This is a genomic window from Priestia sp. FSL H7-0729, from assembly GCF_038005685.1.
Lineage (GTDB): Bacteria > Bacillota > Bacilli > Paenibacillales > Paenibacillaceae > Paenibacillus.
Map to the genome: position 1 here is coordinate 200,394 of NZ_JBBOTQ010000006.1, position 24,062 is coordinate 224,455.

Genomic DNA, 24,062 nt, shown 5'->3' on the forward strand with positions numbered 1-24,062 from the left:
CCATCTGAATTTGGCACCAGCAACAAAAAACAAAACAATCCATGCCCACAGAAACAATAAACGTAGAGGTCGTGGGATCAGTAAATATTCTGAGTACAATTTACTAAAAAATTTCATTACAATTGTGACCACCCCTGCTAATTTACTCTTGTATTCGCTTTTTTCTTGTTGCTGTGATCCATTACTTCCTCCCCTGTACCTTGAGCCGATATTGATGCGGTGTGGACCCTGTGGCGTTACGGAATACTTTACAAAAGTAGGACGGACTGGTCATACCGACACGATGACCGATTTCGGGAACGGTGAGTGAGGAACGGGTGAGCAGCACACAGGCATGACGAATGCGGGTAGCTTGGGCATAAGCAACGATGGTGGTGCCGGTCGCTTTTTTGAAGACATGAGACAGGTGATAAGGAGATAGGTGAAGTGCATCTGCGATCTGCTCCAAACGGAAAGGCTCTGAATAATGCTGTTCAATCCACTGCATTGCAGCTTCGGCATGAGGATGAAGGATTACTGAGCTGGTTGCGGCAGGGGCCTTTGGATTCTGAAGGAAAACATCTTTCCATAAGTAACGAAGTTGCGTAAGTGAATCGAGTACAAAGAGACAAGTATCCTCCCCAGCTTCATGAGGTAGTAGTTCTGGATAGGTCTTATCGAATTGTTCCATGCGTTGAATGAGTGGGGAAGTGGCAGCAAGTCTGATGGGCTGAATGGGGGATTGCTCTCCCAGCAGATCCTGTATGAAGTGGTGAGTAACGATAAATTGCGACCAGTGTGCCTTCAGTAATTCAAGCTCAACCATGAGCACGTTCCGAATGAAAGGCCGCTGGCTGGAAACTTGAATCTGGACGTGGTGCAATTGAAAAGGTCTAAAAATCATGAGCATACCAGGTTCAAGGGAGAACACCTGTCCCTCGGTTATCAACTGTCCATATCCTTCGTGGATATAGGTTATCTCCATCTGCGAATGAGCATGGAACACTTCGCGAAACGTAGTCTTGGATGTACGACGACAAGCTAAGTTAAATTGTTCTCCCAGGATGATGGACATCATGAATACCTCCCTTATCATGCGCAAGATAGTTTTATTTTAGCACAAGATGAACGCATAAAAGCGCTTTATTATTGTGTATTGTGAAGGGAATAAGGGGGGGATGCAACGATGTTAAAAGTGGCGATTATCGGCGCAGGAGCAATTAGTGGAGCACATATCTCGGCATACTTGGCATTTCCTGAGCGATGTCAGATTGTGGCTGTGGTCGATATGTACGTGGATAAAGCACAGAAGCGAATGAACGAATATGGACTGGAAGGTGCACAAGTCGTTACGGATTATACGGAGTTACTTACCCAAAACATTGATCTGGTATCAATCTGTACACCGCCATATACGCATGCTTCCATTGCATGTGATTTCATGCAGGCAGGTGCGCATGTATTGGTCGAAAAACCGATGGCATCTTCCTTGGAGGAAGCGGATCTGATGCTGAAAGTAGCGCAAGAAAGTGGCAGGTTACTATCTGTTGTAGCTCAAAATAGGTTTACGACACCGATGATGAAACTGAAAGGTGTGTTAGACAGTAAACAGATGGGCCCTATACTACATGTGCAGGTTGATTCGTTCTGGTGGCGTGGGCACAATTATTATGATCTGTGGTGGCGCGGTACATGGGAAAAAGAGGGTGGAGGCTGTACCCTCAATCATGCGGTGCATCATATTGATGCCATGTTATGGATGATGGGACCTCCGGTGGAATTGCAGTCCATGATGGCAAATACGGCGCATGATAATGCGGAAGTCGAGGATATATCCATGGCGATGCTCCGCTTTCAATCAGGTGCGCTTGGCATGATTACCAGTTCCGTCGTACATCACGGAGAGGAGCAACAATTAATTTTTCAGGGCAAGGAAGCCCGAGTGTCTGCACCTTGGAAAGTGGTAGCTTCTACCTCACGGAGCAACGGGTTTCCGGAATCAAATCGAGAGTTGGAGCAACAGATTCAGAAGCTCGCTGACGAACTACCGGATGTTATTCATGTCGGTCACGCTGGGCAAGTTGAGAATGTGTTAAATGCTATTGAGACAGGATCACGCCTTCTGGTGGATGGTCAAAGTGGTCGGAATACACTTGAACTGATTGTGGGTATCTATAAGTCGGCAAGTACGGGAGAAAAGGTTGTTTTTCCACTAGGGGCCGAAGATACGTTTTACACAAGAGAAGGAATTATGCAACATGCTGTACATTTTTATGAAAAAAAGACGACGGTGGAAAACTTTGAGGATTCGAGTATTACGCTCGGGAGCAACTTGGATTCGTAGTATTTTATGTGAAAAAGATGCCTTCTCACAAAAAAGTGAGGATGGGCATCTTTTTTTAGGTCTGAGACATCTTCCTGTTCTAAAAATACAATAATTGTATCCATTCATATTTTTGAAATGACGTTATTACGTTATCTTACTGTGCACCATTATTATTTAAAATTTAAATTAATATAATAAGGCTTCATCAAAAGGTTATAGCCACTTATCAGCCCAACGTTCCACAGCGCTTAGTGCTCTCCCCAGTTCCGTGCCTTTTCGTGACAACATATATTCAGTTCGAACTGGACGTTCCGTGACCACATGGCGAACCACAAGTCCTTCTTCCTCCAATTCCTTCATTCGCTCATTTAACACACGTTTGCTCAAGTCAGGGATATAAGCGTGAATCTCACTGAAGCGTTTGGGCTCCTCCATCAATGCATGAATAATGAGGGCTACCCATTTTCGACCAATGATCTGATAAGATTGTTCCACTTTTGTGCATATTTGCTTGGCATTCTCATCATCGCTCATGATTGTACTCCTTCGGTTTAGTATTGCTTGTAATATCATTAGTATACTTATTGTAACCTACTTGTCCACAGGCCATATGTGTAAAATGTCACATACCAATTGTTCTTAATCTTACCACATAAAGCGTTATCATCAAATAAAAAGCCTATAAACACTGGAGTTCACAGTTTCGACACGATTATTGACGAATTGTGACGACAGGTGTAATATGGGTAACGTTAATTCAAATGGTTACAATTTATAACCTAAATACAGGTTGTGGAGAGAAGGAATGTTCCATGGTTAAATTCAGGTGTGTTATATAAACGGAGGCAAGGCGGGGACGACACCCACTTATTCCGTCTTTTGTCATGCTTGGATTTGAACATTTTGCAACATCATATACTATACTGCACAGATCACAGGAGGCACTCCAATGGATGCAATGACATTTGTCCTGTTCGGGGCAACAGGCGATTTAGCCAAACGTAAGATTTACCCTGCATTATATAACTTGTACATGGATCAGAAAATGCCGAATTCCTTCTCCGTTATCGGTTTGGGACGGCGTGAATTGTCGGATGCGGACTTTCAGGCAAATGTAGAAAAGTCACTTCATGAATTCTCTCGTCAGACGCCTGAAGAAGCATCTCAAGTTCGTGATTTCATCGGTGCTTTTCGTTATTGTTCTTTAAATAATACGAAGCTTGAAGATTACACTAAACTGTTGGAACTGGTTCAGCAGCGTGAACAAGAGCTTAACATCCCCGAAAACCGCATGTTCTACATGTCGGTGGCACCGGAATTCTTTGAGCCAATCGCATTGAACATTCAAGAAAGTGGCCTGGGTAACACTAAAGGCTGGAAAAAACTGATTATCGAAAAACCATTCGGACACGACCTGCAATCCGCTCGTGATCTGAACGAAAAACTGAGCAATACCTTTGCGGAAGAAGAGATTTACCGCATTGACCATTTCCTTGGTAAACCAATGGTTCAAAATATTGAGACACTCACCTATGCAAATCCGGTAATTCAGGCGTTGTGGTCTAACCGCTATATTGCCAATGTACAGATCACAGCAAGTGAAACGGTGGGCGTTGAAGAACGTGCTGCGTATTACGACCAAAGCGGTGCCCTTCGTGACATGTTCCAGAACCATATGCTTCAGTTGCTGATGATGATTGGATTGCATTTGCCTAAACGTTGCACACCAGAAGAAATTCAATTCAAAAAGCAAAAAATTGCTGAAGCACTCCGTCCGTTGACGAAAAAAAACGTCGCTTCTGAAGTCGTTCGTGCGCAATATGCCGCAGGTGAGCTGCAAGGCACTTCGGTTGTTGGATATCTGGACGAGCCTGGCATCCCAGCTGGATCGCAGAACGAGACCTATGTTGCCGCGAGACTGTGGATCGATGATCCGTTTTGGAGTGAGGTACCATTTTATATCCGTACAGGTAAACGCCTGGCTGAGAAATCCACCAGAATCGTTGTTGAATTCAAGGCTCCACTGAAGACGGGGCATGAATCCGAGAATACAACGGAACCTAACCTGCTAACGATTGAGATTGGTCCGGGAGAAAGTATTTCCCTTCAATTAAATGCGAAGAATCCATTGAACCATGGTGAAGTGGAACCAATGCATATGACCTTCAACTCAGGTAAACGTAACATCCCTGAAGCGTACGAGAATCTGATCTTTGACGCTATGCGTGGTGATTCCACCTTCTTCGCTCACTGGAACGAAGTGGAGCTGGCATGGCAGTGGGTTCAACCGATTCAGGAAGCATTTGAAGCCGGCAGCGTGCCACTGGATACGTACAGCGCAGGTTCGCATGGCCCAGAATCAGCAGATCGCCTGACAGCTGCAGATGGCTACCGTTGGTGGTAAGTGTTACAACAGAGTAATCATCTGAGAACACAATAGTAATCCATTGTGTTCACCAATGAACATTTTGCACAAATCCAAAGACCGTCTTTCAAGTAAACAGGATATGAACGAAATGGTTCTTTTCGTTTTCTAGAACTTGTATTCGGAAGCGAGTTGATCGAAATGATGCAAAATGCTGATATAGATGAAGTAGCTTTTATGATGTATACAGATCTCATTTTTTATGAATTATACCGTTCCAATTTTGCATAAGCCCTTCCGGTTATGTTTGCCGGAGGGCCGTGAAAATTTTTTAATATAGATGGTGTTCAAATTAATTAACTTCTTTTGGTGTAGTGCCGTAGTGTAGGGGATGGAATCGATTCTGAAGAAGCGAAGCGTTCGCCTTTGTATCCGAATTTTAACTATAAGAAAAATAGTTCAAAAAAATTTGGATACAACAGCGATCATAAGAACGATCCATCACCGGAACGGTTGCTGCATAACGCAAACCTTAATTAATATTTGAGCGCAAATGAAATTTAAACATTGTTCATAACAGGAGGATTTTAAAATGAAACTTGGACTAGTCGGATTAGGAAAAATGGGATTGAACCTGGGTAGAAACTTGATTGATCACAAACATGAAGTGGTTGCTTTTGACCTGAACGCTGAAGCAGTAAACGAAATGAAAGAATACGGCGCTGAAGGCGTATCTTCATACGCAGAGATGGTGGCTTCGCTCGAATCCCCACGTGTATTGTGGATCATGGTTCCTCACAACGTGGTAGATGCTGTACTGGCTGAAGTTAGCCCATTGTTGTCTAAAGGCGATATCATCATTGAAGCGGGTAACTCCCACTACAAAGAATCCATCCGTCGCTACGAAGAGATGAAAACCAAAGGCATTCACTACATGGATGCAGGTACATCTGGCGGTATGGAAGGCGCACGTAATGGAGCATGTTATATGATCGGTGGAGACCCGGAAGCTTGGGCAATCGTTGAACCGGCATTCAAAGATACTTCCGTTGAGAACGGCTATCTGTATGCAGGTAAAGCGGGCAGCGGTCACTTCCTCAAAATGGTTCACAATGGTATCGAGTACGGTATGATGGCATCCATCGGTGAAGGTTTTGACGTATTGGAGAAAAGTGGATTTGATTTCGACTTCGAACAAGTAGCACGTGTATGGAACAATGGTTCCGTTATCCGCTCTTGGTTGATGGAGCTGACAGAACGTGCCTTCTCCAAAGATGCAAACCTCGATGAAATCAAAGGCGTAATGCATTCTTCCGGTGAAGGACGTTGGACGGTAGAAACAGCATTTGACCTTCAAACGGCTACACCTGTTATTGCGTTGTCCTTGTTGATGCGTTATCGCTCCCTGGAGACTGATACGTTCACTGGTAAGGTGGTAGCTGCACTGCGTAATGAATTTGGCGGTCACGCTGTCGAGAAGAACTAATTTTATATATAACTGTTAACATATGATGAACATCGGGTAATGACTTATATCGTGTTTACGAATTCATCAAGTGGAGGTAACATATCATGAAATTTTTCTTGGATACAGGGAATGTGGAAGAAATCAAACGGATCGAACGTCTGGGTCTGGTGGATGGAGTCACGACTAACCCGTCTTTGATTGCCAAAGAAGGTCGCGTATTTAAAGAAGTCATTCAGGAGATCTGTGGCGTGGTTAAAGGCCCGGTCAGTGCTGAAGTTATCGGTCTCAAAGCCGAGGATATGTTGAAGGAAGCTTATGAAATTGCAGAATGGGCACCGAATGTAGTCATTAAATTGCCGATGACCGAAGATGGGCTGTATGCTTGTCATGAGTTGACGCAAAAAGGGATCAAAACCAATGTCACGCTGATCTTCTCCGCAGCACAGGGTCTGATGGCGGCGAAAGCCGGGGCAACCTACATCAGTCCATTCGTTGGTCGTTTGGATGATATTGCGGTGGATGGTATGAAATTGATTCGTGATCTGCGTCTGATCCTGGACATGTATGATCTGCCTTCCGAGATTATCGCAGCAAGCATTCGCAATATCAAGCATGTAGAAGATGCGGCCCTTTCCGGTGCGCACATTGCGACCATTCCAGGTTCGCTTCTGCCGACACTTTGGAAACACCCACTGACGGACAGCGGGATTGAACGTTTCCTGAAAGACTGGGAATCCGTTCCGAAATAAAAGGATAGACAAGCCTTAATCTTTAGGTGGTCTGAACATAAAGCCTTTTGCCTAGCAGAGTAATCTGCTGGCGAAAGGCTTTTTTATTTACGCAGTTTTCGATTCCCGGTTAGGTAGTGAATGAACATTACAACCTTGTCTCATGAATGTTGTTGTTACTTTCTGTCCAGTGTCTACGTACTGTCCTTCTTTTTCAGGACAACGGTGCATAAGGTTAACATATAGCCTATAGCTCATCCCGCAGGGGAGGGACACTTCGATGATGAGAAGAAAATGGCGAAGCCGGAGACGCCGTAAGCCGCCAAGCGGCAAGCGCAAAATGTGGTTGATCATTTTATTGGTCACCGTGTTTTGTTTGATGCAGGGTTTTGCTTACGTAGATAAGAAAATGAAGCCCCCCATCATGCACTTGGCCAAGATCAGAGTGAAGCAGATTGCGACCGAAGCGATCAACAAGGCGATTACAGCACAGGTGGCAGATGGCAAGACCAACGAAGGACTGATTGATTGGAAGACGGATACCGCCGGGAAAGTGTCCGGTTTCATGCTGAACTACAATGAGCATATGCGTATTACCGCAAGTACAATGAATATTGTGCAATCCACGCTGCAGAATGTACACATGTTAAAAGAAAAAATTCCGCTGGGGCAGGCACTGGGTAGTCCGGTGATGGCTTCCTTTGGTCCGAGTATACCGGTACGTATTGAGCCTCAAGGGGCTGTCAAAGTGGACCTAAACACCCGTCAGCAAAATGCGGGGATTAACATGATTTTGGTGGAAGTGTACATTCACATCATTGCGGAGGTCGCGGTTGTGGTGCCCTTCGACATGGAGCCCGAAACCGTTGATACGGAAATCCCGATATCCTATCTGTTGGTTGTTGGGGATGTGCCAATGTATTATTACGATAATCAGGGCAAGCCGGTGGGCAGTAACGGTGGTAATGCCCCGGCTATTGCGCTGCCATCCGGTCATACGGGAGTATCTAGCGGTAGTGGAGTGACTACGAATCCCCCTAGCCAGAACCAGCAACAGACGCCATCCGACGACCATTTGCAAGGAAGTGAACTTGAATTTGAGCCGGATAATCTGCCCGATGTGAATGGGGGATCACAGTCTAACAAGGACACGCATCCGTGATACACATCAATTGCTGATAAAAAGACTCTCAGTAGAAAATGAGAAAAGGGGCCTCTACTGAAGAGGTCCCTTATTCGCATGCTCATCGTACTCCTAACGGAAACGTTATATTGACATATTCTCGTCTTACTTGCTTTTCTTGTTCTTTTGTTTGCGTTCCTCCTGTTCCCAATGTTTCAGCTGTGGATAAGGGTCGAACGACCATTCGTGGAGTCCGCTGTCCCGGTAGATCCCATAGTGCAGATGCGGAGGGAATTTCCCTTGCGTTCCCGGTTTCCCGTAACCCGAACTGCCAACCCAACCTACAACCTGACCGGGAATAACGACTTCACCGATGCGAGCACTTTTATCAAAACCCGACAGGTGGGCGTAATAGTGATAATGATTGTTCAAATCCCGGATACCGATGCGCCAGCCGCCAAACGGGTTCCAGCCTTTGATTTCCACGACTCCGTAACAGGTGCTACGCACGGGTAGACCATGCGGAGCGAAGATATCCGTTCCCTCATGAATGCGATAGCCGCCCCAGCTACGTTTTGTCCCCCAGGTGCTACGATAGGAGTAATTGGTTCCGAGTGGAACCGGAAAGGCATGTCCAAACAGATCCAAATTGTCAAAATGCTCATATAACTTCGCAAATTGCTGTATCCGTTGCACAGCACGGGAGTTGTGATAATATTCCCACAGGGCAATGTTGAAGTCCTCTTGTTTGTTCCCGTACCCCTGAATCACAGAAGCTATGCTGTATAGCACATCCTGATCATTGTTGGCATCCGCGATCCCATCTCCTGAACCATCACGTCCATATCCTTTGAAAAAAAGAATGGAATCCGGATGTTGATCCGTCTCATCAGGATTCAGCCATCCCCTCCAGGCTGGAGGGGTCATGAAGATACCTGTGAGCCGCTCTGGATGCTTGCGATCCTTTGGATGTGCACGGGTAATCGTACGTTCATATTGATCAATGGCGGCCAGCCTGTACCAGGGAATCTGAGTCATCTGACCGATGCTCTCATATAAATGGCGACGTGCAGCGAAGATTTCTGCGGGCTTTAGCTCAGCTGCCTGTGGTTTCGGAGCGGCCTGGGCGGGTTCACCATAAACATCAACAGGCAAGCATGGGAGAAGCAGAGTACCTGCAAGTAATGTTTTGATCCAAAAGCTGTACGTATGCCTGAAGGTCAAGCGTTGTTGCACTGGGAAGCAGCCCCTTTCCATTAGAATGATACAAGGTACCCGATGAACCAAGCTAAAGGTTAGCGTTCTTCAAAAGATCTCATTTTATCCATGTAAGCACTTGGTATGAATCGAATGATCCGAATTGTCCAGATCGGGCAGGAATGCACAAGATGTGACAAATGGGAGTTTTTCCAACGCTTTCATGGTATAATATGTTCCGAGCAACAGCCTAACTTCAGTAGAAAGAAGGTTTATGCATTGGCAAAACGTGTTAAAGAACCGAAGCCGGATTGGATTCGGATCAAATTGACAACCGGCGATAACTATCAGGAAATGAAAACGATGATGCGTTCCAAAACGCTGCATACGGTATGTGAGGAAGCACGGTGTCCGAATATTTATGAATGTTGGGCCAACCGAACGGCCACTTTTATGATTTTGGGCGATATTTGCACAAGGGCATGCCGTTTTTGCGCGGTGAATACAGGCTTGCCAACCGAGCTTGATTTGCAGGAACCTGAACGCGTGGCAGAAGCAGCAGAGCAGATGAATCTGCAACACTGCGTCATTACAAGTGTAGCCCGTGATGATCTGAAGGATGGGGGAGCTACGATTTTTGCAGAGACGGTAAAGGCTGTACGGCGGCGGTTGCCATTATGCAGCGTTGAAGTACTCATTCCAGACTTTCTGGGCGATCGGGAATCTTTGCAGATTGTAATGGATGCCAAACCGGACATTCTGAATCACAATATTGAGACAGTTGAGCGGTTGTCAGACAAAGTACGTGCCAAGGCGAAATACAAACGTTCACTGGAATTGCTTGCTCGTGCCAAAGAAATGCAACCTAACATCCCAACGAAATCAAGTATTATGCTTGGTGTAGGTGAGGAATATAATGAAATTTTATCAACCATGGATGATCTTCGTGCAGTGGACTGTGATATTATGACGATTGGTCAATATTTGCAGCCATCGGAGAAACATCTGTATGTTGAAAAGTATTATCCGCCAGAGGAGTTCGCTGCATTGAAACAAGAAGGATTAAAACGTGGCTTCAGCCATGTCGAGTCCGGCCCGATGGTACGCAGCTCCTACCATGCGCATGAACAGGTGAAATCGGCTACCAAACATGCTGAACAGGCGGCAACACACGCGTGATGGAGGACACCCGATTGGAAGAAAACAAAATTACAGAACAGATTCAGGACCAACTTCAGGAGCAGATCCAGGAGCCGGTTCAGGAAGCGGTTGTTGAGTCAGTTGAAGAAAAGCCCAAAGAACCGGTCATTGTACAGATTGGCACCAAAAATTATGAAATCGTCCAGAACCACAAGGAGGGCTGGAATCCAGAGGTCTTCCGTGATCGTTACAGCGAGGTGCTGGAGCGTTATGATTATATTATCGGGGACTGGGGTTATAGCCAGTTAAGGTTAAAAGGGTTTTACCGTGATAACCATCCGAAAGCGACGAAGGATTCAACAATCGCCAGTATGGTCGATTATATCAATGAATATTGTAACTTTGGCTGTGCGTATTTTGTGCTTCAGAAGAGCAAAGATCAGCCTCAAGCCAAAGCAAAAAGCGGTTCCTAAGAAGGACCGCTTTTTTGGTGTGTTTATTTTTTTTAGTCAAGAAATGCCGTGCGAACCCGATTCCAGAATGGATAAGGACGGAAACGCGCAAAACTGACCTTGTGACTCGATACCTGACAACGGACGGATATTAGATCTTCCACCATCACGTTCACATGATCAATGGTCATCAATAACCGCTGATCTTTGCGGGAGAAAATGTCACAATGATGATGCTTGGGCAAAATAACCGGTGAACCGAGTGTCCGATAGACACGGTTATTAATCGAAGCAATTTCCGCAATCTGAATGGCCTCAATAGTTGGGTGAACCATGGCACCGCCAAGGGCCTTGTTGTATGCCGTGCTGCCTGAAGGCGTGGATACACAGATTCCATCCCCACGGAACATCTCGAAGGTCACATCGTTAATATCCACTTGGGCCACGACGGTACCATCCACACCTTTTAACGTAAATTCATTAAGGGCGATGTAGGAGGAATTACCCGACTTTTTCCGAATCTCAAGCTCCAATAGCGGATATTGTACAATGCGTGGTTTGAGACGTTCCGGATCTCCTTTGCCACTCATCAGCCGAACTAATTCCCGTAATTCTTCCTTCTTCCAATCGGCGTAAAAGCCGAGGTGGCCTGTATGAACCCCAACAAAAGCAATATCCGGAATACGGTCGATGAAATTGTGAAATGCTTGTAGCATCGTACCATCGCCCCCGATGGAGATGACAATCTCCGGCGATTCTGCATCCAGCTTGAACCCTTCTTCCTTCGCCAGCGCATGAAACTGCTGGCTGAGATCAATTGATAACTGGTCTCCGCGGTCTTGAACATAATATCTCAAGATGAAAGCTCCTTTGTGGTCATTATACTACCGATGATAATCAATTCCGCGGAAGAACACAACGTTTGGAGGCATATTCAGTTAAATATAGATGGATGAGTGACTTATTTTTTGGCATGTCGTCTTGGCTTGAAGAAATAACTTAATATCGTAAGGAATAGCAACAATACAATGATACTCGCAAAAACAATGACCCCCGTCAGGAAGATCAGCCCCCAGTCTGGTGCATAGGTCGATAACGATGGGATGAAACCAGGCTCCATGAGAGCGGGTGAAGAGGAACGTCCCATCATGGGTGTCCATAACATCAGGACCAGCAGAGGTGCGATTAGCGCATGAATCGCTCTGGCAAATAGAAATGGGCCGTATCTCATGGGGGTGCTGCTCAGAACACTCATAATCTGTGCATGGACGGATAATCCGCCCCAGGAGAGAACAAAGGCCGCTGCTGCAACTTTATAGACGAGTGGGACGGATGCCCCGGCACTTCCGGCCTCTTTGTTCCCCAGCGTTACTTCAAACAACCCACCGACCAAGCTAGGAGATAAGGATGGAGGAAGCCCGCTATATCGAAGCAATTGCTCGGTAATTCCGTACAATCCAGCAAGCCAACCTGTCTGCACAAGCAACTCCAACATGACCGAGAAGAATACAACCAGCCCTCCTACGATAATAATAAGGCGAAGGGATGAGGAGATTGCCTGGCGCAGCAGTTCGCCGAATGCCCGTCCGTCAGCCTTTCTTGCATCATGCATCGCGTAGATGGCCCGAACCAGTCTGTTTCCGGGTATTTCACCCGATGGAGATGCAGAAGGGAGGTCTGGCGCTGAGCCTTTCGCTGTACCGCCGTGAAAACGCATGAGTATACCCACCAGAAAAGCCGCAGCGTAATGGCTTGCAACCAATAATGGAGCAATGGCGACATTGTGAAAGAACCCAACGGATACGGCTCCAATCATGAAGATGGGATCGGATGATGTGGTGAAGGCAACGAGCCGTTCTCCTTCTTCCCGGGTAACCAGCTTTTGTTCCCATAACTGGGCGGTCAGTTTCGCCCCTGTAGGATAACCGGATGCACAGCTCACAGCAAATACAAAACCACCGCTTCCGGGAACACGAAACAAAGGACGCATCAGTGGATTTAACAAGGTACCCAGAAAATGAACAATGCCAAAGCCGAGCAGCAGCTCGGACAACACCAAAAAAGGAAAAAGGGAGGGAAACAATACGTCCCACCAGATGGACAGTCCGCGTACACCTGCATGCCAGGTTTCCGCTGGATACAAGACCATTAACACACAAAAGATCAGGAGAGCGAGTGTGACCAGGACACGGGTAAGTCGTTGTGAAGTAGCCATGAATTCTTCTCCTTTACTTTTGGAATGGTCGGTGTGCGGAAGTCTGTGATGCTATTGCCATCAATATATGAAAAAAAGTGGACAAACAGTACAAAATTATACGCAGAAAGCGCTTGCAAAAGTGGCTGTGTTTTTGAGTGATGTGTGCTAAAATGAGAAAAACGCCTGAACGTCACCTAATTGTCTCCAAGGTGGAATTCAATTCGGATGGAGTGATGATCATGAGTCTTGTCACCGGAATCCTGGTCTGTGCTTTTGTATATGTGATACGTGCCTCGCTGGTACGCTCTGAGGAAGAGGACTGGCGGAGTTATTAATGGAATATCTAGTGCGCCAACCTATGGGGTTGGCGCTTTTTTTGTGTTGTGTTCGGAAGAAGGTCCTATATACAGATGGCAGGGGATGCATCCTGATGATTACATGTTATATAGGACTTTTTGGTTTTTTTTGATAGAATGGAGATAAAGGCTTTTGTGGCCTGGATATTGTTACTGTTTTCACAATGTTCACGGAACGTGTAATATATTGCAAAATTCGACATCAGAAAGGGGAATCAGACGAATGAATCCCAGTTTAAGTATTTATGAAAATCTTGGTGGTGAGAAAGGTGTTCGCGCACTGGTCGAGGCCTTCTATCCAATCGTTCAGCAGAATGAGCAACTGGCTCCGCTTTTCCCGGAAGATATTCAGCCGGTCATCGATAAGCAGTATATGTTTTTGTCTCAGTTTTTTGGAGGACCTGATCTGTTTTCCGAAGCGTTTGGACATCCGATGATGCGTGCCCGTCATATGCATTTTGAAGTGACGGTTGAACGGGCTGAAGCTTGGCTTGCATGTATGGATCAAGCCTTAACACAGATCGGTGTGGAGGAGCCCTTGCATTCGTTTATCCTGCAGCGTTTATCCGGGCCTGCACATCATTTTGTGAATACACCGTAGTTCCGAATATGATTATAAGCGTACGGGAGAGGGATGGAAGAGATTGGAATTAGAGCCGCTGTATAAGGTGAAAGTGACCTGTCATTATTGCGAAACCGAGTATGAAACCTCACGTGTAAGACCTAGTTTGAAAAGGCCCTACCGGACAGATTCAGATTTTTGTGCTTACTACAAGCTGGAGAATCCGGATTTTTATGTGGTTCGCATCTGTCCGCAGTGCGGATTTGCCTCCACGGAGAACGCAACGGAGCATTTGAATGATGCTCAACGCAAGGCTTTTAAGGAACAGGTCGGTAATCGCTGGGTAAAACGTGATTATAGCGGAGCACGGACACTGGACCAGGCGCTAGCTACGTACAAGCTTGCCTTGCTATGTGCACAGGTTATTCAGGAGAAAGACCGTGTCGTCGCTGGTCTGTTGCATCATATTGCATGGTTGTATCGATATATGGAGGACCATGCACAGGAACATCGTTTTCTCGAATTTAGCCTTGGAGCCTATGTGAAAGTGTTCGAACGGGAAGGAACGGGCGGTAATGAAGCCAAACTGTTGTATTTGCTCGGGGAATTGAACCGCAGGGTAGGACGGTTTAATGAAGCAGTGCAATGGTTCAGCAAGGTCATTCATGACAAGCGGATCACAGATGCGGCCATGATCCGTGCTTCAAGGGAACAGTGGGCCGTGCTGCGTGAACAGATGATTTCAAGTAAGTTGGAACTTCCTGAAGAGATGCTGGAAGCAGATAAAGAGGCTGCAAAGCGCAGCCCCCTCTAGGTTGATCTTGCATTAATTACGGACAGGACGGCTGGATAACAAGTAGTCACTGTCGTTGTCGATCACGGTCATGCTGGTATTACAGCAGGGAAAGACGAGCAACTTCTTTTTGCCTTCGCGAATGCGCACAAGCTCTTTGGGTTTGAGGGGGAGCAGCACATTGCTTGCATGACAATAGGGACATTGCTGTACATAGATGTCTCCCATCACAATATCGTAAGGCCAGCTGTTCTCAAACGGAATCATTCTTGTTCGCCTTCTGGTGCGGAAGGTTTGGTAGCTTCCTGTTTGGCAAGTTCCGCAATCTTCTGCATCAGGATATGTTGTGGCATGTGCATCAGGTGCTCCAAAGGTACGCCCAGGGATTCTGCTAATTTGACGGCTGTATCAGCCGATACTTGTAAAGGTTTCATACGTTTACCTCCTGAAAGTTGCTATAAGTATTTCTCTAGTATAGAGATATGACACGCATAAAACCAGTTTTTAATTCAATTCTAACCATCCAATTTATAGAGAGAGGTGCCTTATTAAATGAAAACGCCATTACACCCCGTATGGGATCTGGAGTCCATTTTTAGTGGAGGTTCTTCCTCCGAATCATTCGCTGCGTATCTGATTGAACTGGAAGAGGATGTACGCAAACTGCAACATCTGTTGAACGAAACACCCGCACCGACTTCATTAGAAGAGACGGCTGCATTTGATCCGATTTTGGAACTGTTGCAGAGCTGCTATATCCGCGTATCGGAAGGTTCTGCGTTTGTAGGCTGCCTCTCATCACAAAACCAGAAGGACAAGAAGGCAACGCAGCTTCAGGGGGCCATCAGTTCCATTGCTGCGATGCTGAACGGCAGTAAGTCGAAGTTCGATAATACACTTAGTCAGACATCGGATTCGGTGTGGGACGCATGGATTGCTCGGGAAGAAATCCAGCCGCTGGCATTTGCATTGAACGAGAGTCGCACGCTGGCTCGTGAGAAGCTTTCGCCAGAACTGGAAGGCCTTGCCCTGGATCTGGGTGTGGATGGGTACCATGGTTGGGGCAAATTCTATAATACGATTGTCAGCAAGGTGAACATTCCTTTTGAGCAAGATGGAGAAACGGTAATGCTGTCCGCAGGACAGGCTGCCAACAAGCTGAGTGATAGTGATCGGAATGTACGCGAGACGGTATTTGCAAACTGGGAGCAGGCTTGGACCGATGTCGAAGATTTCTGTGCAGACACGCTGAACCACCTCGCAGGATTCCGACTGAAGTTGTATGAGAAACGTGGCTGGGATGATATCCTCAAAGAACCTCTGGCCATTAACCGGATGTCACGTCAGACACTGGATACGATGTGGGATGTGATTAATGGAGCCAAACCTGCACTTGTTCAATATCTGGAGCGCAAGGCAGAACTGCTGGGGGTAGACAAGCTCAGTTGGAGCGACGTAGACGCACCGGTAGGCCAATCCAGTGGCAAAATCACTTACGATGAGGCAGCTATCAATATCGTTGAACAGTTTGCCAAGTTCAGTCCTAAACTTTCTTCTTTTGCAGAGATGGCTTTTGAGAAACGCTGGATTGAAGCTGAAGACCGCCCCGGCAAGCGTCCGGGAGGATTCTGTACGTCTTTGCCACTTAGCAAAGCAACCCGAATTTTCATGACCTTCTCCGGGACACCGTCTAATGTGTCGACTCTTGCGCATGAACTTGGTCATGGATATCATCAACACATTATGGAAGAGTTGCCTGCATTGAATCAACGTTATGCGATGAATGTGGCTGAGACAGCGTCCACGTTTGCTGAATTAATTGTAGCAGATGCCCTGGTGCAGGCAGCAACAGATGAGCAAGAGAAACTGGCTTTGCTGGAAGACAAGATACAGCGCAGTGTGGCTTTCTTTATGAACATCCATGCCCGGTTCCTGTTTGAGAATCGTTTCTATCAACAACGCAAAAAAGGGCTGGTCAACGCGGATGAATTATCCAAATTAATGGTGGAGGCCCAGCAGGAAGCATTCTGCGGCGCGCTTGCCTCAGATCACCCTCATTTCTGGGCATCCAAACTGCATTTCTATCTGACAGGTGTGCCATTCTATAACTTCCCATACACGTTCGGTTATATGTTTAGTGCGGGAATCTATGCGAGAGCACAGCAAGAAGGTACAGCATTTGCAGATAAATATGATGACTTGTTGCGGGATACAGGACGTATGACGGTCGAAGAGCTGGCCCAGAAACATTTGGGTACGGACCTGACACAACCGGATTTCTGGCAAAATGCTGCGGACTTGGTTATTGCCGATATTGAGCAGTTTCTGCAGATGACAGCACCCCAAAAATAGGTTGAACATAATATGAAAGAGGCTGCAATCCTGTGTGAACAGACACGGAATTGCGGCCTCTTTTTGTTCGTAATCCTAATTTTTGATAATCAAATATTTTGTCGTAAATGAAAGAAAAAACTCACTTTAAGGAAGGTGAATGGCAATTAATTGTGCAAATTATAGTTAAAAATACCCAAGTTTGCCGTTGTTTGTTGAACATGCGCAAATGATGTCATATAATGAGTCGTAAGTCCTTGTTAAATAGGACTATAAGCATGTAGGAGGAGTGTTATTATGAAAATTGAACAGCTTTCATTAGCACGTCAGTTAGATTTAGTATTTAAAGAGCTTGATCATGAGTTGTCAGGGTTAGATTCAGGGGTAGTTTTTGTGCAAATACGAAACAACGTAATTGGGAAGTTCGGTATTCGACATAATCCGATAACTGGACGGGACGGGCAGATGGATGTGGAGGAAGGGGGACTAAATGAAACCCAAAGAAATTCTTTTCGGTCGATGGCACTGGAAACATTGAAATTCAAACGCAATTGGACACATGGTGAAATATCATATGACTTCGCAGTAAGACAAGGTATGATTTTGGTAGATGCAACGATGGAATCTAATTACAATATGGCGAGCTTGATGATTCGTTACCCTAGAACCAATACATACAAGGATACAGATATGGAATCGACTTCATAATTCGTTGCACCAAAGAAAGCGGCACTTCCGAAGAAGGCCGCTTTTGTTACTTTTGGATTCTGCTTAGGCTCAAGCAATCATTGCGAGCTTACGAACGACCCGATAATTGCTGCTCAGCGATTTGCACCAGACGTTTCGTGATGTATCCACCCAGAGAACCTGTCTCACGGGAAGTATAGTTACCGTAGTAACCATCTTGTGGAATAGTTACACCCAGCTCTTGTGCAGCTTCAATTTTCAATTGTTGCAATGCTGCAGTTGCTTGGGGAACGACCAGGTTGTTGGAGCGGCTACCGCTACCTTGGTTTTGACCTCCGTACATATGTGTCACCTCCTTATGGGTTGGTGATGTTAGTATGGTTAGAGAATAAGGAAATATACATGATATGGCGTAAGGGAAAATATGGGTGATTCACAGTGGACAGAACACAATAAAAAGCCGACCCGTATTGGGTCGGCGAGTTGTATGAGAATATCGAAATAGTTGGTGATATACGTACAATGCGTAAATGCAGTATAGAAGGTAGTTAGCTGGCTTAGTCTGTAGGAGGTATAACCTCAATACGTGTAAATAGCTCAACAGGCTGTTCCGGTTCTAGCCGAATCAACCCGGTTTCCTCATCCGATAAATCCAAATTAGGTGCATCCGGGAGCCAAGTATATGGTTCAATGCACAAGAACTGATCAGATTCACCTTTGGTGAAGAGAACCCAGTGTTTAAAAAATGCTTCATCTGCTGAATATTTCAAGGTATATCCATCTTGCCTGCGTAAGTAAGCTGTAGCCGGTTCACCTTCGGTAGCTTTCAACAAGGTATCCCAGTTACGTCCCTGCAAGTTGATGCCATCGTTAAGAGCAGACCATTCACCCAGCGGTTCCAATTCACCTGTCGGTAGTTGTTCTTCGTTCTGTCCGTATATTCCGGAAACAGGGAGTTGCAGTGTCCAGTCGGCAGGTTTGCCGTCTAACAAAAACCATGTATGATATCCCATCCCAAAAGGAGCAGGCGTTGAGCTCAGATTGGTGACTCGCAGACGCTGACTAAATACAGCGTTTTGCAGACTGAACGTCATCTCAAGTTTCAGGGGGATAGGGAATTGAGCCATCCAATGCTCTTCATTTTCAGTTAGTAATTCAGTCGTAATTGCACAGCCGTCTTCATCTTCCTCAATGTCACTGACACACCAGGATTGGGTACGATGGAGGCCGTGAATATGGTTGTCATTCGCCGTGTTCTGATCGAACTGGTACCCAACACCTTCATATTCGAATTGTCCCCGATGAATGCGTCCTGGTGGAATTAGGAGAGGAACGCCAAAATGGTACGGCTTCTGCAGATAAAAGGCAAGATCGTCTTCATCCGGACGGCGGACGATATCTCGGTCCTGCACTAAATCACGAATAGAAATAATATTATTCCCAAGACGCGGCAGCAGGGTGATTTCCAATTCACGGCTATGTAGGATATACGTGTCGTAACCATTCCATTGGCCTTTGGTCACTTGTTTCATATCGATGCTCCTTTTCCCACTTGAAATCTGTCTGCAAGCAGTTGTTGATTAATTGTACTGATGCAGGCGTGTCATTGTGTACATGCCAGCTATTTCCTGCGCTGCTTTGTGTGAAGCAGGCTTTAGGATAAGCAATTCCATCATAACAGATTTTGATGTCTCGGGTAAAAAAGTTCAACTCATTTTGACATTCGCGCCTTTGCGCATTAAGATGGAACTCTGAAAGCATTTATTCAAATTGAATGACATGAAATCGATGACAGGGATAAGTAGGCCAAGAGAATCCTCTTCAGAAAGCCGGTGGTAGATGCGAACCGGTGTGAGCTCTTTACCGAATGGACCCTTGAGTGTGGATTTGAACAGGTGAAGCCAGAGACGGGCTCGCCCCACTAGAGTCTGCCGTATAATCCACGTTACGGAACAATGAAGGCATTTCTTCAGCTTGACTTGATTAAGGGTCAGGGAGTAGGAGAAAAGCGAATAAGGGTGGCACCACGGTCTCACGTCCCTTGCGGATGTGGGGCCTTTTTGCGTTCGCAGAGAATGACAGGAGCTACTTTATATCCAATCAGGGAGGCGTTATGTGCAATGAAAACAGTTCTTTCAGGTATTCAACCAAGCGGTAAGCTCACATTGGGCAACTATATTGGCGCAATCAAAAATTTTGTAAAACTCCAGCATGATTATCAATGTCATTTCATGGTAGTTGATCTTCATGCAATCACCGTGGCTCAGGAGCCAGCAGCATTGCGTGAGCAGTCGGAAGCGGTAGCTGCGCTGTTCCTTGCAGCAGGTATTGATCCTTCGAAATCTAACGTATTTCTTCAATCCCATGTACCACAACACGCAGAATTGGGCTGGTTGATGACGACGCTGACCTCCATGGGTGAGCTTGAACGCATGACTCAGTTTAAGGATAAATCATCCGGTAAAGATTCCGTGGGTGCGGGACTATTCGTGTATCCATCATTAATGGCGGCTGATATCTTGTTATACAATGCTGATCTTGTACCGGTAGGTGAGGATCAGAAGCAGCATCTGGAACTGACACGTGATCTGGCAGGACGTTTTAACCACCGCTATGGGGAGTACTTTACGATTCCCGATCCGTATATCCCACAGGTAGGTGCACGGGTAATGTCGCTTGATGATGCCTCTTCGAAGATGAGCAAAAGTAACCCTAATGCGGGCAGCTATATTGCCCTGCTGGATCCGCCGGATGTCATCCGCAAAAAAATCAGCCGTGCCACTACAGATTCGGGACGTGAAGTCGTATATGATCCGGCCAACAAACCGGAAGTTAGCAACCTGATGAGTATCTACGCTGAATGTGCGGGTATGACGCTGAAGGAAGTCGCTGAGCGTTATGAAGGCAAAATGTACGGTCCTTTCAAAAAGGAACTGGCTGAAGTCGTGGTGTCTGTTATTGAACCGCTGCAACAACGATATAATGAGATTCGTGAGTCTGGCGAATTGGCCGATGTTCTGGATACGTCAGCTCGTCGTGCAGAAGAGGTTGCTTCTCAGACGCTGAGTGCGGTGAAAGAACGGATGGGGTTTGTTCCTAGACGTACGTTGTCGTAGTCTTAAAGATAAGAAGTCTTTATGTAACGGCATGAATAGTTAATATGAAAAAGAGGAGTCCATTGAAGGACTCCTCTTTTTTCATATGTTCTAACTTGCGTTAAATATTTGCTCAAGAAGTAGGATCTGAAGCCGCCGAGCGAACTTCCTGACGTTCTTTTTTGGCACGAATCACAAATCCCCAGCCAATGTTGGCAACGGACAGGACAAACAATAAAGCAGCGAACCAGCCGGAGTAGGAGATCATAATTGCTGAAACCGTTAACAAAACAATCGAAGAGAATGCGAACCATAAGGATAGACCTTTACTCATTGGGAAAAACCTCCATCTACAAATTTAGTAAAACTCCGTATAACCTGTAGCCTGCGAGCCATAATAATCTTGCAAGCTTGCAATTACATTACAGACACAGATTGAAGGGAGATTATAAATATGGCTCAAGGATCTCGTTCTAACAACTTGGTGGTACCTCAGGCAAATTCAGCATTGCAACAATTGAAAATGGAAGCTGCACAGGAACTGGGTGTAACTATCCCTCAAGACGGGTACTATGGTAACTACACTTCCCGTGAAACAGGATCTTTGGGTGGATATATCACCAAACGTCTGGTACAAATCGCTGAGCAGTCTTTGGCTGGGTCTGGCAAATAATTCATCCTAACCAACAGCACTAAAAAAGGATAAACAGAAAGCCCGGGGCGGAAACGCTCCGGGCTTTCTCGCGTATCAGTTCCTATGTCTGATTGTGCCTTGCCGTGCTCACTTCGTCAAGGGCGTGCGGATAAAAGTTTTTTATCCATCTTCTCATCGCTTAACCAGCCTACATACGTATCGATCGTTTCAAAATTTCGATCCATCACAATTACCGCGACAAATGGATATTGCTTCCGGTGTCGATAACGTACATCTGCCCAGCGGACCTTGTAACCGGCAGGCAGCTCTTCAACCTCTGCCACCGCATAGGAGGTGAAATAGAGGAAAGCACTGACTTCCGGTGATTTGCGTGAAGCAGCAACGGCCGCATGAGTAGAAGACGAGGCATGCAGACTCCATACCAGGTTCGAACCATCCATTTTTCCGATCACATAACTGCCATCCTTAACTCGTTTAACCACATGCCAGCGGTTCCAGGATATCGTTGGAATTACGATGTATTTTGCTTGTTCTGGGCTGTTGTCCAGACGTCTAACTTTTCTGACCGCTTGGGCACGAGCAATCGTTCGCCATATATAATATAAACCGGTCAAACTATACAACGTAACGAAGAGTGGTGCAGGGGCGATCAGATCAAAGGCCCATAAGAGGATAGCTACGACATGCGTAGTGAATAGAAACGGATCAAAAATATGAATGATATTCCAGGCAATCCAGCGTTCCGTAAAAGGTCGGGCGGCTTGGGTTCCATAGGTGTTGAACAGATCGGTGAATACGTGAACGCCTACGGCTACAGCGGTCCAGGTGGCAACATGTCCAATGGGGACACCAGGGAATATCAGTGCGATGACGCCGGTGATGAGCAGAACCCATAACAGGAGAAATGGCAGGGAGTGTGACAAGCCCCGATGATTCCGAATATAAAGCGAATTGCTTTTGAGACGTAACGCAGTATCGATGTCAGGGGCCTGTGAACCGGCAATCGTGCCAACCATTACCGCAGCTGCAAGCATAGGGTTGGACGCAACGACAGGATCGACATAAGCCAGACCGGCTAAACCAATCCCCATGACAAAATGTGTAGAGGTATCCATAAACGTCTCCTTTGTGTGGTGTATCGTTCTAAGGCATATTACTTCTCTATCTAGGTGATACCCATATATAGTGTATAATATCCGTCTGTCAGGATGCAAAACATCCCTAATTTCAAAGTTATGACAATAACCTGGTCCATACCCAATAAATGTACGTAGTTTGTCAAACTATTTCAGCATTTCCTGTGATAAACTTTATATCGGATAGTGAGCGGGATTTCGTCAGAGCCTACGCGTTCAAGATGTTCCATAAATATGTATGGGCATTGTTACGTCAAACCGTTACAATAATATAGAATCTCATAAAAAGTAGGTTTCTTGGAGTACATATGTCACAGTAGATGGATGAAGTTAAACAAACGTGTTTTTAAGTTCAAATATGTATGCGTATTCACAAAAGGAAGATACAGAAGGGACGAGAAAGATGCTGAAAAAGTACAAATGGACATGGATATTGCTTGGGCTCGCACTTATTATGGCTGTGTATCTGATGTGGGGCACCGTATTTGCCAGTAAGGAGAAATTACCCGAGATTCGCGAGATCCAATCCTTTTCCATGGAAAATGTAGATGGCAGTACGGTATCCCTGGAGGATACTCAAGGAAAGGTCCGTTTGTTCTACTTTTATTTCACCAGTTGTCCGGATGTATGCCCTATTACGACGTTCACGTTATCCCAGGTGCAGGATCTGTTGAAAGAGGACGACACCTTTGGTAAAGATGTCTCGTTTGTCTCCATTTCATTCGACCCGAAAGTCGATACAAGAGAGAAGATCAAGACGTTTGCGGATCGCTTCCATGCGGATTATTCCGGATGGTACTTCTTGCGAGGGGATATGGACAAAACAAAACAGTTCGCCAGGGATTCATTCCAAATCCTGATTGAAGGCGAGAATAAGGACGATTTTGCCCATATGAATATGATTGGCTTGGTGGATCAGAATAACCAGCTTCGCAAGGTATATAATGCGTTCAATACAGAGGATGTTGTACCTGCTGTAATTGCCGAGGATATTCGCAATCTGATCAAGGAATAATTATCGGATACTACTCCTATTGTAAAGGCTGCCTTCAGGTTGGATATCAACCGAAAGGCAGCCTTTTGGCATTTCTTTTTAAAAGGAAGGATGTTCAGGGTATTGGATGTATGTCTCTAACCCGGCTTTCTCCAGCTGGGCGATGATATACTCATCAGGTGTTCCTTCCACACCAGCATATCCTCGGCGTGTATACATCTGTACTGCATCCGGGAAAGCATCCCGAAGCACACCTCTAATTTTTTTGCCGGAACTGTCATTATCCATAAATAAATAAACTTCATCATACCCGACTTGTTTGCGCAGGGTTTCCAGTTTGAGTGAATTAAGTGTTCCAAACGTACATAGAATGTTGATCTCGGGACCAACCAGACGTTTCAATTTGCTTCGGTCATTCTTACCTTCCACAATGACATGAATAGGCATGGTATTCACCTCTTGTTCGAGAGCTTATGTC

The 24,062-nt window shown here is 45.8% G+C and carries 27 protein-coding genes and 1 other annotated feature; of the genes, 15 read left to right on the forward strand and 12 right to left on the reverse strand.

Translation table 11 applies throughout. The annotated features are described in order from the left end of the window. Positions 1 to 181 precede the first annotated feature (181 nt). Positions 182 to 1,057 carry a helix-turn-helix domain-containing protein gene (locus MHH93_RS16165; RefSeq protein ID WP_500054845.1) on the reverse strand — a complete coding sequence of 292 codons (876 nt, stop codon included), beginning with the start codon at positions 1,055 to 1,057 and terminating at the stop codon, positions 182 to 184. A gap of 108 nt (positions 1,058 to 1,165) precedes the next feature. On the opposite strand from MHH93_RS16165, the gene MHH93_RS16170 reads away from it, so the two are divergent. Further along, positions 1,166 to 2,323: a Gfo/Idh/MocA family protein gene (locus MHH93_RS16170; RefSeq protein ID WP_500054846.1), complete on the forward strand. Its 1,158-nt coding sequence runs from the start codon at positions 1,166 to 1,168 to the stop codon at positions 2,321 to 2,323. Between the two features lie 195 nt (positions 2,324 to 2,518). Here the strand turns inward: MHH93_RS16170 and MHH93_RS16175 are convergent, their stop codons facing one another. Continuing rightward, complete coding sequence (locus MHH93_RS16175; RefSeq protein WP_036605715.1) at positions 2,519 to 2,839, reverse strand: winged helix-turn-helix transcriptional regulator; 321 nt, start codon at positions 2,837 to 2,839, stop codon at positions 2,519 to 2,521. Positions 2,840 to 3,254: 415 nt separating this feature from the next. On the opposite strand from MHH93_RS16175, the gene zwf reads away from it, so the two are divergent. The 4 genes from zwf (at position 3,255) to yunB (ending at position 8,028) form a co-directional block, all read left to right on the forward strand. After that, the gene (gene zwf / locus MHH93_RS16180) at positions 3,255 to 4,709 is read left to right on the forward strand and encodes a glucose-6-phosphate dehydrogenase (protein ID WP_500054847.1); all 1,455 of its coding nucleotides are present in this window, start codon (positions 3,255 to 3,257) and stop codon (positions 4,707 to 4,709) included. A 553-nt stretch (positions 4,710 to 5,262) separates the two neighbouring features. Next, a complete protein-coding gene (gene gnd, locus MHH93_RS16185; protein ID WP_062838007.1) occupies positions 5,263 to 6,156 on the forward strand; it encodes a phosphogluconate dehydrogenase (NAD(+)-dependent, decarboxylating) in 894 nt (297 codons plus the stop codon). Positions 6,157 to 6,242: 86 nt separating this feature from the next. Continuing rightward, complete coding sequence (fsa, locus tag MHH93_RS16190) at positions 6,243 to 6,887, forward strand: fructose-6-phosphate aldolase (RefSeq protein ID WP_036605718.1); 645 nt, start codon at positions 6,243 to 6,245, stop codon at positions 6,885 to 6,887. 259 nt (positions 6,888 to 7,146) lie between these two features. Beyond that, positions 7,147 to 8,028, forward strand: a complete 882-nt coding sequence (yunB, locus tag MHH93_RS16195; RefSeq protein ID WP_500054848.1) for a sporulation protein YunB — start codon at positions 7,147 to 7,149, stop codon at positions 8,026 to 8,028. A gap of 126 nt (positions 8,029 to 8,154) precedes the next feature. Here yunB and MHH93_RS16200 read toward each other — a convergent pair whose 3' ends face one another. Further along, positions 8,155 to 9,225, reverse strand: a complete 1,071-nt coding sequence (locus tag MHH93_RS16200; protein WP_500054849.1) for a M23 family metallopeptidase — start codon at positions 9,223 to 9,225, stop codon at positions 8,155 to 8,157. Between the two features lie 240 nt (positions 9,226 to 9,465). On the opposite strand from MHH93_RS16200, the gene lipA reads away from it, so the two are divergent. Further along, positions 9,466 to 10,365 (forward strand): lipoyl synthase, encoded by a 900-nt coding sequence (gene lipA, locus MHH93_RS16205; protein ID WP_253440726.1) that lies wholly within the window; start codon positions 9,466 to 9,468, stop codon positions 10,363 to 10,365. Positions 10,366 to 10,379: 14 nt separating this feature from the next. Beyond that, positions 10,380 to 10,799, forward strand: coding sequence for a YutD family protein (locus tag MHH93_RS16210; RefSeq protein ID WP_500054851.1), 420 nt, complete (start codon positions 10,380 to 10,382; stop codon positions 10,797 to 10,799). Positions 10,800 to 10,831: 32 nt separating this feature from the next. Here the strand turns inward: MHH93_RS16210 and MHH93_RS16215 are convergent, their stop codons facing one another. After that, the gene (locus tag MHH93_RS16215; RefSeq protein ID WP_036673293.1) at positions 10,832 to 11,635 is read right to left on the reverse strand and encodes an NAD kinase; all 804 of its coding nucleotides are present in this window, start codon (positions 11,633 to 11,635) and stop codon (positions 10,832 to 10,834) included. Positions 11,636 to 11,739: 104 nt separating this feature from the next. After that, positions 11,740 to 12,993 (reverse strand): dipicolinic acid transporter SpoVV, encoded by a 1,254-nt coding sequence (spoVV, locus tag MHH93_RS16220; protein ID WP_500054853.1) that lies wholly within the window; start codon positions 12,991 to 12,993, stop codon positions 11,740 to 11,742. A gap of 152 nt (positions 12,994 to 13,145) precedes the next feature. Here spoVV and MHH93_RS16225 point away from each other — a divergent pair, with 152 nt between their 5' ends. The 3 genes from MHH93_RS16225 (at position 13,146) to MHH93_RS16235 (ending at position 14,707) form a co-directional block, all read left to right on the forward strand. Further along, the gene (locus MHH93_RS16225) at positions 13,146 to 13,310 is read left to right on the forward strand and encodes a hypothetical protein (RefSeq protein ID WP_155984997.1); all 165 of its coding nucleotides are present in this window, start codon (positions 13,146 to 13,148) and stop codon (positions 13,308 to 13,310) included. A gap of 244 nt (positions 13,311 to 13,554) precedes the next feature. After that, on the forward strand, positions 13,555 to 13,932 hold the full coding sequence (locus MHH93_RS16230) for a globin domain-containing protein (RefSeq protein WP_500054854.1): 378 nt from the start codon (positions 13,555 to 13,557) through the stop codon (positions 13,930 to 13,932). Positions 13,933 to 13,975: 43 nt separating this feature from the next. Next, positions 13,976 to 14,707, forward strand: a complete 732-nt coding sequence (locus tag MHH93_RS16235; RefSeq protein ID WP_500054855.1) for a DUF2225 domain-containing protein — start codon at positions 13,976 to 13,978, stop codon at positions 14,705 to 14,707. A 12-nt stretch (positions 14,708 to 14,719) separates the two neighbouring features. On the opposite strand, the gene MHH93_RS16240 is transcribed toward MHH93_RS16235, so the two are convergent. Together MHH93_RS16240 and MHH93_RS16245 are read right to left on the reverse strand one after the other, a co-directional pair. Further along, complete coding sequence (locus tag MHH93_RS16240) at positions 14,720 to 14,953, reverse strand: hypothetical protein (RefSeq protein WP_062324061.1); 234 nt, start codon at positions 14,951 to 14,953, stop codon at positions 14,720 to 14,722. Then, positions 14,950 to 15,120 carry a YycC family protein gene (locus MHH93_RS16245; protein WP_500054856.1) on the reverse strand — a complete coding sequence of 57 codons (171 nt, stop codon included), beginning with the start codon at positions 15,118 to 15,120 and terminating at the stop codon, positions 14,950 to 14,952. The genes MHH93_RS16240 and MHH93_RS16245 overlap by 4 nt, the downstream gene beginning before the upstream one ends. Before the next feature lie 118 nt (positions 15,121 to 15,238). On the opposite strand from MHH93_RS16245, the gene MHH93_RS16250 reads away from it, so the two are divergent. Further along, positions 15,239 to 17,038: a M3 family oligoendopeptidase gene (locus MHH93_RS16250; RefSeq protein ID WP_500054857.1), complete on the forward strand. Its 1,800-nt coding sequence runs from the start codon at positions 15,239 to 15,241 to the stop codon at positions 17,036 to 17,038. A gap of 273 nt (positions 17,039 to 17,311) precedes the next feature. Continuing rightward, positions 17,312 to 17,725: an O-methyltransferase gene (locus MHH93_RS16255; protein WP_500054924.1), complete on the forward strand. Its 414-nt coding sequence runs from the start codon at positions 17,312 to 17,314 to the stop codon at positions 17,723 to 17,725. A gap of 88 nt (positions 17,726 to 17,813) precedes the next feature. Here the strand turns inward: MHH93_RS16255 and MHH93_RS16260 are convergent, their stop codons facing one another. After that, a complete protein-coding gene (locus MHH93_RS16260) occupies positions 17,814 to 18,047 on the reverse strand; it encodes an alpha/beta-type small acid-soluble spore protein (RefSeq protein ID WP_017692382.1) in 234 nt (77 codons plus the stop codon). Positions 18,048 to 18,261: 214 nt separating this feature from the next. Continuing rightward, on the reverse strand, positions 18,262 to 19,236 hold the full coding sequence (locus tag MHH93_RS16265) for an aldose 1-epimerase (RefSeq protein WP_500054858.1): 975 nt from the start codon (positions 19,234 to 19,236) through the stop codon (positions 18,262 to 18,264). Between the two features lie 247 nt (positions 19,237 to 19,483). Next, positions 19,484 to 19,749, forward strand: a binding site (T-box leader). 75 nt (positions 19,750 to 19,824) lie between these two features. On the opposite strand from MHH93_RS16265, the gene trpS reads away from it, so the two are divergent. Then, complete coding sequence (gene trpS / locus MHH93_RS16270; protein ID WP_421891805.1) at positions 19,825 to 20,820, forward strand: tryptophan--tRNA ligase; 996 nt, start codon at positions 19,825 to 19,827, stop codon at positions 20,818 to 20,820. A 112-nt stretch (positions 20,821 to 20,932) separates the two neighbouring features. Here the strand turns inward: trpS and MHH93_RS16275 are convergent, their stop codons facing one another. Continuing rightward, the gene (locus MHH93_RS16275) at positions 20,933 to 21,133 is read right to left on the reverse strand and encodes a hypothetical protein (RefSeq protein WP_500054859.1); all 201 of its coding nucleotides are present in this window, start codon (positions 21,131 to 21,133) and stop codon (positions 20,933 to 20,935) included. 120 nt (positions 21,134 to 21,253) lie between these two features. On the opposite strand from MHH93_RS16275, the gene MHH93_RS16280 reads away from it, so the two are divergent. Next, positions 21,254 to 21,472 carry an alpha/beta-type small acid-soluble spore protein gene (locus MHH93_RS16280; protein WP_024634589.1) on the forward strand — a complete coding sequence of 73 codons (219 nt, stop codon included), beginning with the start codon at positions 21,254 to 21,256 and terminating at the stop codon, positions 21,470 to 21,472. A gap of 116 nt (positions 21,473 to 21,588) precedes the next feature. On the opposite strand, the gene MHH93_RS16285 is transcribed toward MHH93_RS16280, so the two are convergent. Then, entirely contained in the window at positions 21,589 to 22,569 is a 981-nt protein-coding gene (locus tag MHH93_RS16285) for a metal-dependent hydrolase (protein WP_500054860.1), read from the reverse strand. Positions 22,570 to 22,993: 424 nt separating this feature from the next. Between MHH93_RS16285 and MHH93_RS16290 the strand changes: the two genes are divergently transcribed. Next, the gene (locus MHH93_RS16290) at positions 22,994 to 23,605 is read left to right on the forward strand and encodes an SCO family protein (protein ID WP_192135858.1); all 612 of its coding nucleotides are present in this window, start codon (positions 22,994 to 22,996) and stop codon (positions 23,603 to 23,605) included. Between the two features lie 78 nt (positions 23,606 to 23,683). Here MHH93_RS16290 and MHH93_RS16295 read toward each other — a convergent pair whose 3' ends face one another. Beyond that, positions 23,684 to 24,031, reverse strand: coding sequence for a toprim domain-containing protein (locus tag MHH93_RS16295; RefSeq protein WP_192135859.1), 348 nt, complete (start codon positions 24,029 to 24,031; stop codon positions 23,684 to 23,686). Between the last annotated feature and the right edge of the window lie 31 nt (positions 24,032 to 24,062).